Below are 17,259 nucleotides of genomic sequence, written 5' to 3' on the forward strand. Positions count from 1 at the left end.
CGCCCGCGGGGGCGGGGGCGGGGCGCGCCCCCCCCCCCCCGGGGGGGGAGGGTGGACCGGGGCGGCCACTGGCTTGGCTTGCGGTGAGGGCGGGGGCGCTTAGCCTTGCCGGGGCGAACGGGCACGGTGTGCCGCTGCCCGCAATGACCGAGTGTGTGACCCCGTCGGAGGCTCGCCGCAAGCCGCGCCAGTGGACGCTTTGGGCCACCCGGCCAGTCTAGGAGCCGGGCTTAATGATGAGGCCCTGCACGATGGCCATCAGATCACAGGAGGATGGCTACCAGATCAGTGGTGTCGGCGTGGGCAGGCGCGGCCAGGGTGAGCGCGGTGACGGCGGCGGGAATGGGTCCCCAAGGAGCGCCCAACCAGCCGTGGAAATCAGACTACTGCCACGACCACCACTGGTACGTGTAATTGTCTCTGCAGTTGCCGATCCCGGTCGAGGGACCCCCGTCGCCGGTGATGGCGTCGATGCAAGCATAAGGGTCTTGCACGTTGCGGAACACTTGGTAGTACCGGCCGTCGATCGGCCCCCCTACCCAAGTCGCGGTGAACTTCTGCCAGTTGCCGCCGTTGCATGAGAAAAGGCCATTGGGCTGGCCTGCGTCGATGCATTGCCCACTGTTGGCTCGAAATTGAATTTGTCCGGACACGTTGGAGATGTTGGTCCAGATCTGCACCGGTGATCCGTTGCAGTTCCAGGCACTAAGCCAGCCACCACCGGCGTCGAGGCATTGGCTCTTTGTGATGTTGAACATCTCGCCGTTTTGATACGACGCGGACGCGGAGGGCGCGAGGCCCACCAGTGTCGCGATGAGCGGCGCAGTCAGAGCTGTAAGCGTAATGATCTTTCTTTTGAGCATCTGCATTTTGTTCCTTACCTTCCGCATCCACTCGCTGGCTCTCGCGGGTTCTTGGGCTGGTGCCCGTTTACCTCTTCTGGGCGTTCGGGCCTCGCCATTGTGTACAGCGGTCAAGGGAGATGCGATCGTTTAAGTCCTCGACTTAAACGATCGCCTGCGGTCCCTCGTTGTCGGCTCGGTTCCATGGCCTGATCGGGCCACACCTTGATCGCGCTCGCTCCACGCCTTCTACGCTGGAGATCGTTCTGATGGATCTCCGGGGGCGTGATGTGACGACGATCAGCTACCCCGCCGTGGACCTGGCCTAGACCAGGTTTGCGCTCTCACCGCTCGGCCACCTCGTGCACGGCGTCCACGATTCGGCGTGCAGCCGTGGCTCCTCACTCCGCCGTACCTGGTGGCACACAGCGCGTCGTAACGTCCCTGCGGCCCGCCTATGACCTCGTCGCACGCATCAACGCCGACCCCTCAGCCCTGCCGGCCAAGACGGGCAAGTAGCTAGCCCGTGAGCTCGGGACGTCTCACGGATCGCGCAACCGGCGCTCTCGGGTCGGCTCCGCGTCTGACCTTCTGATCAGCGTTCGGGGTAGGCGCGGAATGCTTTGTCGATGGCGTTGCGGGTCCGCGCGTCTTCGAGACGGGTTTCTAGCGGGTTGTCTCCCCAGTCGGTGAGGCTGACGTGGATGATTCCGTGTCGTGCAACGGTCTGAACGGGCCGGTCCAGCAGCTTGCCCGCATCGCGACCGGCGAGGCGGGCGTCCGGCAGTTCATCGACCTCGGCACCGGAATCCCCACCTCGCCCAACGTGCACGAGGTGGCACGGCGGATCCACCCGGACGCCCGCGTGGTGTACGTCGACCACGATCCGATCGTGATGGCGCACAACCGGGCGCTGCGGGCCCGGCCCAAGGGCGTCGTCGCGATCGGGGGAGACATCCGCCGGCCGCAGGAGATCCTGGACCACCCCGACGTGCGTGAGCTCATCGACTTCGACCGGCCGGTCGGCGTGCTGTGCCTGGCGGTCCTGCACTTCGTCTCCGACGAGGAGGACCCGTACGGTGTCCTCGCGGCGCTGCGCGCCCGGATGGCGCCCGGCAGTCACCTGGTCATGAGCACGACCTCCTCGGAGGGGTTCTCCGAAGACGAAGTCGAAGAGATCACGGCCAGCTACACCGGTGTGACGTCCGGGCTCACTCTGCGCTCCCGGGCGCGGATCGAGCGCTTCTTCGACGGTCTGGAACTCCTAAAGCCCGGTGTGGTCGACATCTTCAAGTGGCGGGCCGACGAGTCGCTCGTCGAAGGCGGGAAGCTGCTCGCCGGCGTCGCCCGCAAGAACGCCTGACCGCCACTCTCACCCGGCGCCCAGGAGGCGGGACAGCGCGCCGAGCACGGCGGGCCACGCGCCTGTGAGCGGGTCGATCACCGCGAAGTGGCCGACGCCGGGCAGCTCGGTGAGGGTGCAGTCGTCTCCCGCCGTCCGGGCCGCCCGCGCGTACGCCCGAGACTGCTCGACCGGGACACTCTCGTCCGCCGACCCGTGGACCAGCACGGACGGGATCGACGAGGGCAGCAGTGCCGACGGGTCGGCGAGCGCGGTCCGCTCGGGCAGACCGGCCGCGGGGCCGCCGAGCAGCTCGTCGGCGGCGCCGTCGCTCAGGCCCAGCTCCGATGCCACGGCGAGGTCGGCCACCGGAGCCAGCGCGACGACGCCGCGCACGCCCGGCGGCTCGGGCAGGTGCCAGGGGGCCGACGCGGGCAGCCGAGCGCGGGAGGCGGCCCACAGCGCGAGGTGCCCTCCCGCGGAATGGCCGAGCAGCACGACGGCGCCGATCCCGCCCGGGACTGCCTTGTCCGCGAGCGTCGGCACGGTGTCGACGGCGCGGGCGATGTCGTCGAAGGTGCCTGGCCAGCCGCCGCCGTCCTGACCGATGCGGCGGTACTCGATCGCGGCCGTGGCGAAGCCGCGGGAGGCCAGGTCGTCGGCCATCGGGCCGGTGTGCGCCCGATCGAAGCGGGGACGCCAGAAACCGCCGTGCACGATGATCACGAGCGGCCTCGTCGCGGGGCGATCGCCCCGGGGGAACCGCAGGTCGGCGACCTGGTCCGGCAGGCACCCGTAGGCCACCGTCGCGTCTGGATCGGGTGCCGGACGGGTCAGAACGTCGGAGGACGGCGGCACGGGATGCCCTCTCAGAAGCCCGGGAACACTCGGCGCAGATCGTCGAGAGTGATCGCGTCCGAGTCGAGGGTGACCGAGTCCGGCGTGTGCGCGGGCGCGTGCCGGCCGGTGACGAGGCGCAGCCACCACTCCGCCGGAGCGGTCAGCACCCCGTCGGGCTGGGCGGGGGAGTCCACGAGCGTCACCGCGTCGCGTACGGCGAGGCCGAACTCTCGCTCCGGGGCGGTCGTCCGTACCGCGAGGGTCACCTGGCGACCCCCGAGGACGTCGGCCCGGCCGAGAAAACCGATCAGCATTCCGGCGTGGTCGACCAGCAGCTCGGTGCCCTCCGGCGACAGCGTCGCCGCCGGGTCGAACGCGACCTCGACGTCCCAGGTGTGATGGGTGAACTCGCTGAGGCGCAGCTGGGCCACAGTGGCGACGTCCACCGGGGCGGGCAGGAATCCCATGTCGACGCGCAGCCCTTCCCGGGTCGGAGCGTCGAGTTCCTCGAACCGGGCGACCAGCGCGTCGCTCGAGCGCACGAACGCCTCGGCGCGTTCGGCGGGCGACATGGCGTCCCACCGCGCCCAGACGGTCTGGTTGAACTCCCCGCCAGGATGGCCCTTGCCGCTCAGCGCGCCGTCGAGCACGGCGAGGGAGATCTCCGCACCGCTGCCCAGGTGGCTCAGCACCTGGGAGACATCCCACTCGGACGCTCCCGACGGGCGGGTGAGATCGGCCTCGCCGAACCCGCGTACGCGGGCGGCCAGCAGGTCGTGGCCGGCGCGCAGCGCCTTGATGTTCCGGTCGGCCCGCTCTGTCATCCTCGGTCTCCCAATGGCGTCGTGATCGTACGGAGCATCGCGGAAGCCATCATGTCACCAGCTCCTCCCGCCTCCGGCGGAGAACCCGGCCCGAGATCTCCGGCCGTGAGGCGGACACCACGTAGCATCGGCACTTGACGTCCTCCCCTGCCTGAAGGCGGGGGATTCCAACCCGGTCCCTACCCGGAGGTGAGAACAGGTTGAGGTTCGCGGTTCACGGCCCCGCCTGGTGGCTGGAGGGCTCCCCGCGCTGTCACGGCACGTCCTGCCGCGATGTTCTTGGCCGCGTTCACATCCGCGTGATCGGTATGCCCGCAGGCGCGACAGCGAAAGACCGCTTGGCTCTCACGGTTGTCCGCAGCGCAGTGCCCACAGGCATGACAAATCTGAGACGTGTACGCGGGGTTGATCTTTTCCACCCGGCCCGGCGCCTTGTGCTCCAGTCGGGTCACCAGAAGACCCCAGCCGGCCGCGTGGATGGAACGGTTGAGCCCGGCCTTGGCCCGCACGTTGCTGCCCGGCGCGGCGATGGTGCCGCGCGCGGACCGAACCATGTTCTTGATCTTCAGATCCTCGACCCGGATCAGGTCATAATCGGCGGCCAGACGAGTGGAGGCCTTTTCCACCCAGTCCTTGCGCCGGTCGGCCTGACGTGCCTTGATCCGGGCGATCGCCGTCTTGACCCGCGCACGTCGCTTCGACCCCGGATTCGCACGCGCCAGCCTGCGTTGCAACCGCCGCAGGCGGTTGGCTTCGGTGTCGCGCAGGCCGGGAACGGACAGCTTTTCGCCGGTGGACAGGGCGGCCGAGACGGCGACGCCGCGGTCCACGCCGACGACCTGTCCGGTGCCGGGGCCGTCGATGGGTGGGGGGATTACCGCGAACGCGACATGCCAGCGACCCGCCCGGTCCCGGTTCACCCGGAAGGACTTGGCCTCCTTAGAGACCTGGCGGGACCAGTGAAGCCGGACCCAGCCGACCTTCGGAATCCACACCTCACCGACCTTGCGGGACAGGCGGCGCACATCCCAGTGCCGACCGCGCTGCCCGACGATCCGGAACCCCTCGTGCACGCCCGTTTTGCGCCAGGTGGGCCGCCGATGCGTCCCGGCGAAGAAGCCCGCTATGGCCCGGGCGAAGTCACGCAACGCCTGCTGCTGCACCGTCTGAGACCCCGCCGCCAGCCACCCGAACGCCTTCCGGGCCTCAGTCAGTTGACGGGACTGCTCGCCATAGCCCGGCGCGCTCTTCCGGCCTGGCCGCCAGTGTTGATGCTGCTCGACCGCGAGATTCCACACATATCGGGCGTGTGTGCAGTGGTCCAGCAGCGCGTGCTCTTGAGCGGGCGTGGGCGCAAGCCGGAACCGCATGCCCGCACCCTAACCAACACCACCGACACTCCGAGGAGGGAACGGCGTTTCCTCCCCGCCCGGACGGCCGGGGCCTCCACGCCGCAAAGCAGATGAACGCGCGCCGGGACGTCGAGCCCGTTCGTCCCGCGCCTCGGCCGGCCGGCCGCGACGGCGACGCGCGCAACACGAACGCCACGGCCTGGGACGGTCGGCAGCCGGGGACCGGTCCGCTGGAGAGCGGTTCGCCGGAGGTCGGCCCGGTTGAGACCGTGGCCGCCCGGCTCACGGTCCGCGACATCCTGGGGCTGGACTTCGTCGCGACGTGGGGGCCGGAGGTCGTGGCGGGTGCGGCACACCTCGACCGGCCGGTCCGCTGGCTGCACGTCGCCGAGGCCGCCGACGTCTCCGTGATGCTCACCGGCGGGGAGATGGTGCTGACCACCGGGCTGCTGCTGGCCGACGACGAGCGGGTCCAGACGGACTACATCGAGTCGATGCGGCGCGCCGACGTCGCCGCCGTCGTGCTCGGCCTCGGCCGGGCGTTCCGGACCACGCCGGAGGCCATGCGCCGGGCGGCCGAGCGCTGTGGGGTGCCGCTGATCATCCTGCACCGGCCGGCGCCGTTCGTCCGGCTGACGGAGGAAGTGCACTCGCGCCTGCTCCACGGCCGGTTCGCCACCCTGGACCTGTCCGACCGGATCCGGTCCTCGCTCACAGCGCTGAACCTCTCCGGGGCGACGTTGCAGCAGCTGCTCGACGAGATCGCCTGCTACGGCGGCTGTCCCGTCGTGCTGGTCAACCTCGCGCAGCGGGTCCTCGCCTCGGCCGGCGACAAGGCGTCGCTCAGCGAACTGCTCCGCGACTGGGACCGGGTGTCCCGGCAGGTCGCCGAGCTCGCCGGCAGCGGACCGGTCACCGTCGAACCCGACGGTTGGATCGTGGTCTCCCTCGAGGCCCGTGGCCGGCAGTGGGGCCGGCTCGTGTTCTTCGGCTACGCCGGCTCCGACGAGTTCGGCCTCGTGCTGGGCACGCGGGCGGCCGAGGCTCTGGCCATGCACCGCCTCCTCGGCGACCGCGACCACGGCTGGGAGGCGCAGGCGGCGGAGGCGCTGCTGCTCGACCTGGCCTCCGGCTCGGCCCGGCCCGAGCAGTTGTTCACTCGCGTACGGGCCGCCGGCCTGCCGGTGAACCGCCGGACGTTCGTCCCGCTGGTGGTCCGGCTCCTCGCCGACGGGCCCGGAGAGACGGAGTACGACGGCGTCCCGGAGCTGATCGAGCGGGCCGTGTCGGAGGTCCCCGAGGTGGCCGGGCTCGTCGCGCGGATCGGCGAGGAGGGCACGGCCGCCCTGCTGAGCATCCCGTATGGCGAGGACTCCGACGCCGCCATGTGCCGTGTCGCCCTGCGCATCGGGGAGTCGCTGAACGCCCGCGGCCGGAGGGCCGTGCTGGGCGCCGGTTTCGCCTGCTCGATGCTCGACGAGGTGCGCCGGTCCTTCGTCGAGGCGGTCCACGTCGCCGACGCGGCCGTGGCCGCACCGCCGGCCGGCCCGGTGGCACGGCTGGGCGACGTACGCCTGCGCGGGCTGGTACGCCTGCTGCGGGACGATCCGGAGCTCCAGGCCTTCATCGAACGCGAACTCGGCCCGCTGCTGCGCGACCCGTCCCTGCTCGGTGTGCTGCGCACCTACATGGAGACCGGACGCAACAAGTCCCTCGCCGCCCAGGCGCTCCACGTCAGCCGCCCCACGTTCTACCGTCGTCTGCAGCGCATCGAGGCGCTGCTCGGCATCGACCTGGAGGACTGGGAGCGCCTCACCTCCCTGTACGTCGCCCTCCTCGCCCACGAGGGACAGCGCGGGACCGGCCCCTGACTATCCGGCCGCCCGTGGGAGTATCCGTGGTGCGATGGCGGCGGCTGCCGTGCCGGCTGCCGAGGACGCGGCGACGGTTCCCCAGGCGATCGGGCCCAGCGGGGTGCAGCCGAAGAAGTGGCTGACGCCGGGTGTCTCCACGATGCCGACCAGCACCGCGGCGGAGGCGACACAGGTGACCAGGACGAGTGGGTTGCCTCGTCCGATGCTCAGGGTCTGGCCGAGCTGGGTGCTCACCAGTGCCGCCAGGCCCATGGTGTCGGCTCGGCGGGAGCGGCCGGTGACCCGGCCCGCGTACCAGGCGAGGCTCGCGCCGAGGGCGGTGGCGCCGCCGCGGGTGGCGAGGGTGCGTGCCAGGTCGGCTCCGGACAAGGTGACCGGACCGGCGGCGAGGATCCCGTCGCCGTGTCCGCTGGGCGAACGATCGTCGGTTCGGAGCGCGACGGCGAGGGCCGGCAGCATGTCGGTGAGCATGTTCACCAGCAGCAGTTGCCGGGTGTTGAGGGGTGCCCTGCCGCCGATCGCGGTGCCGAGGAGGGTGAAGGCGACCTCCCCGGCGTTACCGCCGACCAGGATCGACACTGCGTCGCGTACCCGGCTCCACAGTGCGCGTCCCTCGGCGAGGGCCTCGATGAGGCGGAGCGGATCCGGGTCGGTGAGCACCAGGTCGGCGGCGCCTCGCGCGGCCGTGGACGACCTGGTGGCCATGCCGATTCCGACATCGGCGAGCCGGATCGCCGCCGCGTCGTTCGCGCCGTCTCCGGTCATCGCCACGACGTGCCCGGCCTGCTGCAACGCCTGCACGATGCGGACCTTGTGCTCGGGTGAGACCCGGGCGAACACGCTCGTGCGGCGCACCCGCTCGAGTCGCTGCTGTTCCGACAGCAGGTCGAGTTCGGCTCCGGTGAGTACCGCGTCGTCGTTGGGAATGCCCAGCTGCCGGGCGACGGCCGTGGCGGTGGCCGGATGATCGCCGGTGATCAAGGTGATCCGGACGCCGGCCTTCGTGAGCCGCTCGATGGTCGCCGACGCGGTGGGCCGCGGCAGATCGGCGATCGCGACGAATCCGAGCAGGGTCAGCTCCTGGGCGAGCGCGTCGAGGTCGCACGGCAGGGGTTCGTCACAGGGGTGGGTCTCGGCGACGGCGATGACCCGCAGCCCGTCCGCGGCGAGGCTTTCGACGCGGGCGGTGGCGGCCCGCAACCGGTCCGGCGTCAGCAGCCGGCCACGGTGGTCGCGGGTGCAGCGGCTGAGGATCACCTCCGGCGCCCCTTTGACGGCCAGGACGAGGCCGGGGGAGTTCGTGCCGCACGACGCGGCGTATCCCCGGTTCGTCTCGAACGGCATCTCCCACGACAGCTGCCAGTCCTCATCCGGCCCGAGCCGCTCGCCGGCTCGCTCCACGATGGCCCGGTCGGTCGCATGGATGATCACGTCTTCGGCCTTTGGGCAGGCGCGGGCGGCGGTGCGCAGCAGACGATGCCCCTGCTGGCCGTCCTCGCGCAGCTCCTGGTCGATGTCGGCCAGGCGAGCGAGTGTGAGTCTGCCTTCGGTGAGAGTGCCGGTCTTGTCGAAGCAGAAGGTGTCGACGCGCCCGAGTGCCTCAAGCGTCCGCGGTGACCGCACCAGGATCCCGTACTTGGACAGTCGCCGTGCCGCCGCCAGCTGGGACACCGTCGCGACCAGCGGCAGCCCTTCGGGAACGGCGGCGACCGCGATCGCGACGCCGGAGGCGATCGCCTGCCGGACCGGTACGTGATGGGCCAGCGACAGTGCGGTCACCGCGGCACCCGCGATTCCGGCGGTGGGCATGGTGACGCGAGTCAGTTCTCCCAAGCGTGCCTGCACACCGACCGGCTGGGTGCCATCGCCGGAAGCCGACGAGGCGGCGGCCGATGCGGCCCTGCCCGCCTCGGTGGCCGTACCGGCCGCGACGACCACTCCGCGTGCCCTGCCGGTGATGATCGTCGTGCCCTCGTACAGCATGCAGGACCGGTCCGCGAGATCGGCGCCGGGGGTCGCAGCGATGTCCTTGGGCACGGGCAGGGACTCACCGGTGAGGGTGGCCTCGTCGACCTCCAGGCATTCACACTCCAGCAGCCGCACATCCGCGGGGACGACGTCAGAGCCGTGCAGAGCGATGACGTCTCCGGGTTTGAGCCGATCGGCGGGCACGGACCGGACGGACCCGCCTTCGCCGATCAGCCGCGCGGGCAGCCGCTCACCGAGCAGCAGGGACCGCAAGGCGCGTTCGGCGCGGACCCGCTGCAGCCCGCCGATCACCGCGTTCCCCGCCATCACCCCGCCGACCAGCGCGGCGTCCACGCCCGATCCGACGATCGCCGAGGCCGCCGCCCCCAGCGCCAGTACCGGCGTCAACGGGTCTCGTAGCTCCCCGCTCACCGCATGGGCGAGCTGCGTCGTCAGTCCGCCGGGCCGCGCCTTCTCGCGATCGCGTTGCCCGTCCTCGACGCCGGGGGCGGCCTCGCTGAGCCGGTGGAGTACCTCCTCAGCGGTCATCTCGTGCCAGCGGCCTCGCGGTTCCGGTTCGGGTACGGGCGACCGGGCCAGCCGCCGAGCGCTGATCGCGCCGCTGAGAACGGCGACGCCCGCGGCGCTGTGGGCGGGGGCGAGCCCGGCTCGGGTGCGCCGCCGGCCCGATGCGGCCAGCAACGCTCCCAAGGCGCCACCGCCGACCGCGAGCCGGGCCGATCGTTGGCTGACCTCCCGTGCCACCTGGAGGCTCCGCAGCACCCGCCATGCCTGCTCCAGGCCCGAACCGCAGATGAGATCGGCGGACCAGCACACCCACGGCCCGGACAGCACGGCGACCCCGACATCCGCGGCGGCCAGGGCCCCGTCGTCGCGGTCGCTGATCACGAGCACGCACTGACCCTCCGCCTGCAGCCGGCGGACCTCGTCGGCGAGTTCCGTCCCGGCCGGAACCGTCTCATCCGCCCACGAGGCGAATTCGGCGGCGGCCGGATGCTCGGTCAAGAGCACCCGAAGTCCGCCGGTTCGCGCCGCCCCGATCAACGTGTCGGCCAGCGGATCCGGTTCACCGGCGCGGGCGAGCACCGTCGAGTCGATGACCACCGTCGAGACGCGGTCCAGGTGCCGGAGCGCGGAGGTGTTCATCGGCAGTGTCCCCGCCCGGCTCAGCTCGTGGCAGAGCATCGCGGCGAACCCCTCCCGGCCGGACCGGGCCGCCTTCGGCACCGTGGCGAGGAGCAGGTCCGCGGCCTTGCCGGCATCCCGGGTCCAGGCGAGCACGCCGCCCGCGGCGACCAGCGCGGCGATCGAGGACCGCTCGCCGGCATTCTCGATCGGGCCGGGCGGCAGCGGTATCGGGCGGGGCGGGCGTGGTGCGGCGGCCGGCGCGGACTGATACGCGCGCAGTTCCAGTGCCCGCCGCTCCCAGACCAGTCGCCGTGATCGCGCCTCCATCAGCCCCAGCACCCGCGCGGCCACGTCCACCGTCAGCGGGAACGGATCGGCGGTGGCGACGTAGGCAGCGGAATCGACGAGCTGGAACAGTAGGTCCGAGTGCGTCTTACCGAGCCGGTTCTCCAACGCGGCGCGCAACCGCGGCTGGGACTCGGCGAGCACGACAGGCAGCCGTATCGCCTGGTGGGGTAGCGCACGCAGGCTCAGCCGGCCCGCGGTGGCCAGCACGACTCCGGCCAGGCCGGAGGCGAGCGCCACGGTCGCCGAGTACTCCGCCGACGGGTCGCCGGGAATCTCCGGTTTCGAGCGTGAGAAGGGCTGTGCCTGCGCGCCGTGTTCCTCTTCGACCGCCTCGATGGTGCCGAGGACCGTATCGAGATCCACGTGGTCCTTGTCGAAGGAGACGAGAACCTGCTGAGTGACGGTGTTGAGCTCGGCCCAGTGCACGCCCTTCAGCCGGCCGAGATCCTCGGTGATCTCATCGCCGAGCACCTCCCCATCGGCCCCCGCCAGCCCGCGGACCTCCAGATGAGCCTCACCGTCACCGCACCACATGCGCCGCCGAAACCGTTGCCGCCCCACGTCGCGTAGCTCTCCGGCCGCCACGACGAAGATCTCCCCGGCGCGCAGCCTCATCTCACCGGCCGCGGCGGGCACCTGCCACACCCCGCCCGTACCGGGCCGCATCGTCGAGACGACCCGGGACACGGCACGGCGACCCGTACCCGCCCCGCGGCCGGTCCAGCGGGCAGCACGCCCGGCCACGCATCCGGTGACCGCGACACCGCCGGCGGCCAGTTTCAGCGACCGTCCCGCGGCCGCCATCGCCGAACTCCCGAGAGAACCGATCACGCCCCACCCACCCCGCCACCATGCCGTTGACCAGGCAATACTTCCCCAGCCCAGGTGGGATAGTCCCCACGCCGGGCAAGGAGATCGTTAACGCGAGCAACAGCGATCGATGTAGCTTTCACGGTCATCGACGGCCGGCCGGTCACGCATTCGCGGGTGTCGACGCAGGCCAGAGCGGTTCGATCACCGAGCCGCAGGGGCCGGCCGCCCGCGCGGCCGGCCGTCTGATTGATCGCGTTTCGCCGGTCGTCCTACTGTCGTCGGAAACGCTCCCACCGCGTGAGTAAGGGGGCGCGCGCTCCGCGCGTGCCACGCCGCTTCGTCTCCAGGTGAGGAGCAGGATCAGTGATCAAGATCCCCCGCACGCCCCGTCGGCGCACGACCCGCTCGGCCCTGCCGTCCGCCGTGACGGCGGTCGTCGCCGCGAACGCCGCGAGCACGCTGAAGTCCGCCGCCGCGCTGAAGGGCAAGACGTTCGGTGCCGCCGTCGCCAACTACCACCTCGGCGAGTCCCAGTACGCGAGCACCCTCGACGCCGAGTTCTCCGGCGTGACGCCGGAGAACGAGATGAAGTGGGACACGACGGAGCCGTCGCGCGGGTCCTTCAACTTCGGCGCGGCGGACTCGATCGTCGCGCACGCGCAGAGCCACGGCATGAAGATCCGCGGCCACACGCTGGTGTGGCACAACCAGCTTCCGGGCTGGGTGAGCGGCATCTCCCTATTACTCGGTCATCTCCGCCTTCGGCGGCTGATCAGCGCCACGCCGAGGCAGTACGGAATGCTCGGTGACCGGGGGAGCGGACCGGCTCCGACCGTTCACCGAGCGTTCCGTATGACGGGGGACTACGCCGGCGCGCCCTCCGGGGCCGGGTCGGCGATCCGGCGGGTGGCCGGGAACAGGCGGGTCAGCAGAATGTAAAGGACGAACGCCGAGCCGAGGCCGACGGCCCAGCCGTAGTCGGCGAGTGGCTTGAGCACCGGGATCAGGCCGTCGGCGGGGAACGGGCCGGTGCCGGGGGCGGAGTACGAGCCGCCGATCGCCAGGACGCCGCCGACCGCGAAGGCGGCGATGGCCCGCCAGTTCCAGCCCCCGTCGTACCAGTAGCGGCCCTCCGCCCGGTACAGGTCGGGCAGGTCCAGCCGGGTGCGGCGGAGCACCCAGTAGTCGGCGATGAGGATTCCGGCCACGGTGCCGAGCAGGCCGCCGACCGTGCCGAGCCAGGTGAAGATGTACGCCTGCGGGCTGGCCAGCAGCTTCCACGGGAAGATGACGACGCCGACGACGGCGGTGATCAGGGCGCCGGTGCGGAAGGTGACGTGACGCGGCGCGATGTTGGACAGGTCGAACGCCGGCGAGACGACGTTGGCCGCGATGTTCACCGAGAGGGTCGCGATGAGCACGGTGACCAGCGCGTACAGGATGCCCGCCCAGTTGTTGAGCTTGGCGGTGAGCTCGATCGGGTCCCAGATCGCCTTGCCGTACACCGCCTGCGAGCCGGAGGTCACCAGTACCGACAGCAGCGCGAACGCGGTCATCGTGGTCGGCAGGCCGAGCGCCTGGCCCCAGAACTGCGCGCGCTGGTTCGCGCCGTACCGAGTGAAGTCGGGGATGTTCAGCGACAGGGTCGACCAGAAGCCGATCATGCCCATGAGAGCCGGGAAGAAGACCTTCCAGAAGCCCGAGCCCCACCCGAGTTTCGACGGCTGGTCGATGATCGGGCCGAACCCGCCGGCCTTGACGCTCATCCAGATCAGCAGCGCGATCGCGCCGACGATGACGAACGGCGCCGCCCAGTTCTCGAAGCGGCGCAGCGTCTCCATGCCGCGCACGATGATCGCGATCTGCAGTACCCAGAACAGCGCGAAGGACAGCCACTGCGTCCAGGGATAGCCGCCGACGTGGGCGGCGCCGGTCCACCAGTCGCCGAGGAGCTTCCCGGCGAGCAGGAAGATGCCGGACCCGCCGATCCAGGTCTGGATGCCGAACCACGCGCAGGCGACGGCGGCGCGGACCAGCGCGGGCAGGTTCGCGCCCCGGACCCCGAACGAGGCGCGCGCGAAGACCGGGAACGGGATGCCGTAGCGCGGCCCGGCGTGGCCGGTGAGCAGCATCGGCACGAGGACGATGACGTTCGCGAGGGCGATCGTGAAGACCGCCTGTTTCCAGTCCATGCCGAGCGCGACGAGGCTGGAGGCGAGCGTCCAGGAGGCGAGGTTGTGGGCCATGCCGACCCACAGCGCGGTGAAGTTGTAGGTCGTCCACCGCCGCTTGGCGATGGGGACGGGCAGCAGGTCCTCATTGGCGTACGGGCCGGTGGGCGCGGCCGCGCCGGACGGGAGTTCGACGCGGCCACCGGAGACGGCGGGTTCGGCGGGCGAGGGCGAGGTGGCGGTCATGGGCGACTCCTCGGGAGGGGCTGGAAAGAGTCAGCCGGTCAGCGCGGGGATGATCGTCTTTCCGTAGGCGTCGATGGTCGATTCCTTGGCGTCGTGCATGTCGTAGACGGCGAACTGGTCGACGCCGAGATCCCGCAGGGCCGCGAGCTTGGCGATGTGGGTCTCGGCCGGGCCGATCAGGCAGAACCGGTCGACGATCTCGTCCGGGACGAACGCGGTGTCCGGGTTGCCGGAGCGGCCATGGTGCGCGTAGTCGTAGCCCTGCCGGGCCTTGATGTAGTCGGTGAGCTCGGTGGGCACGAGCGAGGACGACTCGCCGTACCTGCTCACCAGGTCGGCGACGTGGTTGCCGACCATGCCGCCGAACCAGCGGCACTGCTCGCGGGCGTGCGCCAGAGCCTCAGGCGCGTCGTCCTCGGTGACGTACGCGGGCGCGGCGACGCAGATGGTGACCTCGCCGGGGTCGCGGCCGGCGGCGACCGCGGCGTCCCGGACGGCCTTGACCATCCACTCGGTGAGGTAGGCGTCGGCGAGCTGGAGGATGAAGCCGTCGGCCTTCGCACCGGTCAGGGCCAGGGCCTTCGGCCCGTACGCCGCCATCCAGACCGGCAGCCGGGACCCCTCCTGCACCCACGGGATGCGGATGGCGGTGCCGTCGACCTCCGCCGTACGCCCCTCCGCGAGGTCGCGGATGACGTGCATGGCCTCGTCGAGGACGGCGAGGGTGTTCGGTCGGCGGCCCGCCACGCGCATCGCGGAGTCGCCCCGTCCGATGCCGCAGATGGTCCGGTCGCCGAACATCGAGTTGAGGGTGGCGAACGTCGAGGCGGTCACCTCCCACGTCCGGGTGCCGGGGTTCGTGACCATGGGGCCCATGATCAGGCGCTCGGTCTGCGCCAGGATCTGGCTGTAGATCACGAACGGCTCCTGCCACAGCACGGCCGAGTCGAAGGTCCAGCCGTGGGTGAAGCCGGCCCGCTCGGCGCGGCGCATCAGCTCGATCACGGCCGACGCGGGCGGATCGGCCTGTAGGACGAGTCCGAAGTCCATGTCACGCGCCTTTCTCAGCCGAGGTACTGGCAGGTCTCGCGGGCGGTGAACCGGCCGTGGCCGGCCCGGCCGGCGTAGGAGCGGTCGTCGATGACGACCTCGCCGCGCGACAGGACGGTCTGGACCCGGCCGCTGACGGTCCGCCCCTCGTACGCCGAGTAGTCGACGTTCATGTGGTGGGTCTCGGCGGACATCACCTGGGTCACGCCCGGGTCGTAGATCACGATGTCGGCGTCCGCGCCGGGCGCGATCGTGCCCTTGCGGGGATACAGGCCGAACATCCGGGCCGGGGTCGCGCAGGCGATCTCGATCCAGCGGCGCCGGGAGATGTGGCCGTCGACGACCGCCTGGTGGAGCAGGTCCATGCGGTTCTCGACTCCCGGCAGGCCGTTCGGGATCTTCGAGAAGTCGCCCAGGCCGAGCTCCTTCTGGCCCTTGAAGCAGAAGGGGCAGTGGTCGGTGGAGACCACCTGCAGGTCGTTGGTGCGCAGGCCGCGCCAGAGGTACGCCTGGTGCTCCTCGGGCCGCAGCGGCGTGGAGCAGACGTACTTCGCGCCCTCGAAGTCCGGCTCGGCAAGGTTGTCGGTGGACAGGAAGAGGTACTGCGGGCAGGTCTCGCCGAAGACGGGCAGGCCCATGTCGCGGGCCTGGGCGAGTTCGGCGACGGCCTCCATCGCCGAGACGTGCACGACGTACAGCGGCGCCCCGGCCACCCGGGCGAGCTGGATCGCGCGGTGCGTGGCCTCGGCCTCCAGCAGCGCGTGGCGGACCTCGCCGTGGTAGCGCGGGTCGGTGCGCCCGGCGGCGAGGGCCTGCTCGACCAGCACGTCGATCGCGATGCCGTTCTCGGCATGCATCATGATCAGCCCGCCGTTCCCGGCGGAGCGCTGCATGGCGCGCAGGATCCGGCCGTCGTCGCTGTAGAAGACGCCCGGGTAGGCCATGAACAGCTTGAAACTGGTGACGCCCTCGTCGACCAGGCCGTCCATCTCCTTCAGGGTGTCCTCGTTGACGTCGGAGAGGATCATGTGGAAGGCGTAGTCGATCGCGCACTGCCCGTCGGCCTTGGCGTGCCAGGCGTCCAGCCCGCTGCGCAGCGACTCCCCGACGCTCTGCACGGCGAAGTCGACGATCGTCGTCGTGCCGCCCCACGCGGCCGCGCGGGTGCCCGTCTCGAACGTGTCGGAGGCGGACGTCCCGCCGAACGGGAGCTCCATGTGGGTGTGGGCGTCGACGCCGCCCGGGATCACGTACTTGCCGGCGGCGTCGATGACGCGGTCGGCGGACTCCGCCCAGCGCCGCGCGACCTCGCTGTCGCGGGCCGCGAGCGCGGTGACCCGGCCGGACTCGATGAGGATGTCGGCGTTCGTCTCGTCGGCGGCGGTGATGACCAGTCCGCCGCGGATCACGGTGGTCCCCATGCGGCTACCTCCCTCGGTCGGCTCTGCCGGTCACTGTTCGATGAGCGGGCCGTAGGCGTCCGGGCGGCGGTCCCGGTAGAACGCCCACTGCTGCCGGACCTCGTCGATCAGGCCGAAGTCGAGGTCGCGGACGACGAGCTCCTCCTCCTTGCCCGAGGCGACGTCGCCGACGAAATGGCCGCGCGGGTCGACGAAGTAGCTGGTGCCGTAGAAGTCGTTGTCGCCGTACTCCTCGACTCCGACCCGGTTGATCGCGGCGACGAAGTACTCGTTGGCGACCGCGGCGGCGGGCTGCTCCAGCTTCCACAGGTACGACGACAGCCCCCGATGTGTCGCCGACGGGTTGTAGACGAGCTGCGCGCCGGCCAGGCCGAGGGCGCGCCAGCCCTCCGGGAAGTGCCGGTCGTAGCAGATGTAGACGCCGACGCGGCCGACGGCCGTGTCGAACACCGGCCAGCCCACGTTGCCGGGCCGGAAGTAGAACTTCTCCCAGAAGCCCTTGACCTGCGGGATGTGGTGCTTGCGGTACTTGCCGAGGAAGGTGCCGTCCGCGTCGATGACGGCCGCGGTGTTGTAGTAGAAGCCGGACTGCTCGATCTCGTAGACGGGCACGACGATGACCATGCCGGTCTCGCGGGCGAGCGCCTGCATCCGTCGTACGGTCGGCCCGTCCGGCACCGGCTCGGCCCACCGGTAGTGCTCGGCGTCCTGGACCTGGCAGAAGTACGGAGCGTTGAAGACCTCCTGGAAACCGATGACCTTCGCACCCTGCGCGGCGGCCGCGCGGGCGTGCTCCTCATGTTTCGCGATCATCGTCTCGGTGTCACCCGTCCAGGTGGCCTGGACAAGGGCCGCGCGCACGATCGGGCTCATCGGATCTTCCCTCCGGAAAAGATGTCGTCCTAAGGGCGAAAAGGACAGCGCCCGCCTATGACGGCTGACGCTACGAGCCCGCCGATAGGACGTACAGTGCCACGCTGTAACGCGATCCTGTCTCCATGTTCCACCACGTCATCTGC

At 70.9% G+C, this 17,259-nt stretch carries 12 protein-coding genes; 3 read left to right on the forward strand and 9 right to left on the reverse strand.

The genetic code is table 11. The annotated features are described in order from the left end of the window. Positions 1-383 precede the first annotated feature (383 nt). On the reverse strand, positions 384-869 hold the full coding sequence (locus AB0I04_RS14665) for a hypothetical protein (protein ID WP_360883905.1): 486 nt from the start codon (positions 867-869) through the stop codon (positions 384-386). 673 nt (positions 870-1,542) lie between these two features. Here AB0I04_RS14665 and AB0I04_RS14670 point away from each other — a divergent pair. Then, positions 1,543-2,205 (forward strand): SAM-dependent methyltransferase, encoded by a 663-nt coding sequence (locus tag AB0I04_RS14670; protein WP_360883908.1) that lies wholly within the window; start codon positions 1,543-1,545, stop codon positions 2,203-2,205. A gap of 9 nt (positions 2,206-2,214) precedes the next feature. On the opposite strand, the gene AB0I04_RS14675 is transcribed toward AB0I04_RS14670, so the two are convergent. From AB0I04_RS14675 to AB0I04_RS14685, 3 genes are all read right to left on the reverse strand, one after another. Further along, the gene (locus AB0I04_RS14675; RefSeq protein WP_360883911.1) at positions 2,215-3,042 is read right to left on the reverse strand and encodes an alpha/beta hydrolase; all 828 of its coding nucleotides are present in this window, start codon (positions 3,040-3,042) and stop codon (positions 2,215-2,217) included. Positions 3,043-3,053: 11 nt separating this feature from the next. Beyond that, entirely contained in the window at positions 3,054-3,848 is a 795-nt protein-coding gene (locus tag AB0I04_RS14680; protein ID WP_360883914.1) for a maleylpyruvate isomerase family mycothiol-dependent enzyme, read from the reverse strand. Between the two features lie 179 nt (positions 3,849-4,027). Beyond that, positions 4,028-5,218: a transposase gene (locus tag AB0I04_RS14685; RefSeq protein ID WP_360883916.1), complete on the reverse strand. Its 1,191-nt coding sequence runs from the start codon at positions 5,216-5,218 to the stop codon at positions 4,028-4,030. Between the two features lie 92 nt (positions 5,219-5,310). Between AB0I04_RS14685 and AB0I04_RS14690 the strand changes: the two genes are divergently transcribed. Beyond that, positions 5,311-7,071, forward strand: a complete 1,761-nt coding sequence (locus tag AB0I04_RS14690; RefSeq protein ID WP_360883919.1) for a PucR family transcriptional regulator — start codon at positions 5,311-5,313, stop codon at positions 7,069-7,071. On the opposite strand, the gene AB0I04_RS14695 is transcribed toward AB0I04_RS14690, so the two are convergent. Then, positions 7,072-11,370, reverse strand: a complete 4,299-nt coding sequence (locus AB0I04_RS14695) for an HAD-IC family P-type ATPase (protein WP_360883923.1) — start codon at positions 11,368-11,370, stop codon at positions 7,072-7,074. Between the two features lie 345 nt (positions 11,371-11,715). Between AB0I04_RS14695 and AB0I04_RS14700 the strand changes: the two genes are divergently transcribed. Then, the gene (locus AB0I04_RS14700; RefSeq protein ID WP_360883926.1) at positions 11,716-12,291 is read left to right on the forward strand and encodes an endo-1,4-beta-xylanase; all 576 of its coding nucleotides are present in this window, start codon (positions 11,716-11,718) and stop codon (positions 12,289-12,291) included. Here the strand turns inward: AB0I04_RS14700 and AB0I04_RS14705 are convergent. From AB0I04_RS14705 to AB0I04_RS14720, 4 genes are read right to left on the reverse strand one after another with little or no spacing between them, the layout of a single operon-like run. Beyond that, positions 12,216-13,769, reverse strand: a complete 1,554-nt coding sequence (locus tag AB0I04_RS14705) for an NCS1 family nucleobase:cation symporter-1 (protein ID WP_360883929.1) — start codon at positions 13,767-13,769, stop codon at positions 12,216-12,218. The two genes, AB0I04_RS14700 and AB0I04_RS14705, sit on opposite strands and share 76 nt — an antisense overlap. Positions 13,770-13,799: 30 nt before the next feature. Next, a complete protein-coding gene (locus AB0I04_RS14710; protein WP_360883932.1) occupies positions 13,800-14,819 on the reverse strand; it encodes a TIGR03842 family LLM class F420-dependent oxidoreductase in 1,020 nt (339 codons plus the stop codon). Positions 14,820-14,833: 14 nt separating this feature from the next. Continuing rightward, positions 14,834-16,240, reverse strand: a complete 1,407-nt coding sequence (hydA, locus tag AB0I04_RS14715; RefSeq protein WP_360883934.1) for a dihydropyrimidinase — start codon at positions 16,238-16,240, stop codon at positions 14,834-14,836. A gap of 30 nt (positions 16,241-16,270) precedes the next feature. Further along, positions 16,271-17,113, reverse strand: a complete 843-nt coding sequence (locus tag AB0I04_RS14720; protein ID WP_360883937.1) for a nitrilase-related carbon-nitrogen hydrolase — start codon at positions 17,111-17,113, stop codon at positions 16,271-16,273. Positions 17,114-17,259 lie beyond the last annotated feature (146 nt).

The organism is Actinoallomurus sp. NPDC050550 (assembly GCF_040655075.1).
Taxonomy (GTDB): Bacteria; Actinomycetota; Actinomycetes; order Streptosporangiales; family Streptosporangiaceae; genus Actinoallomurus.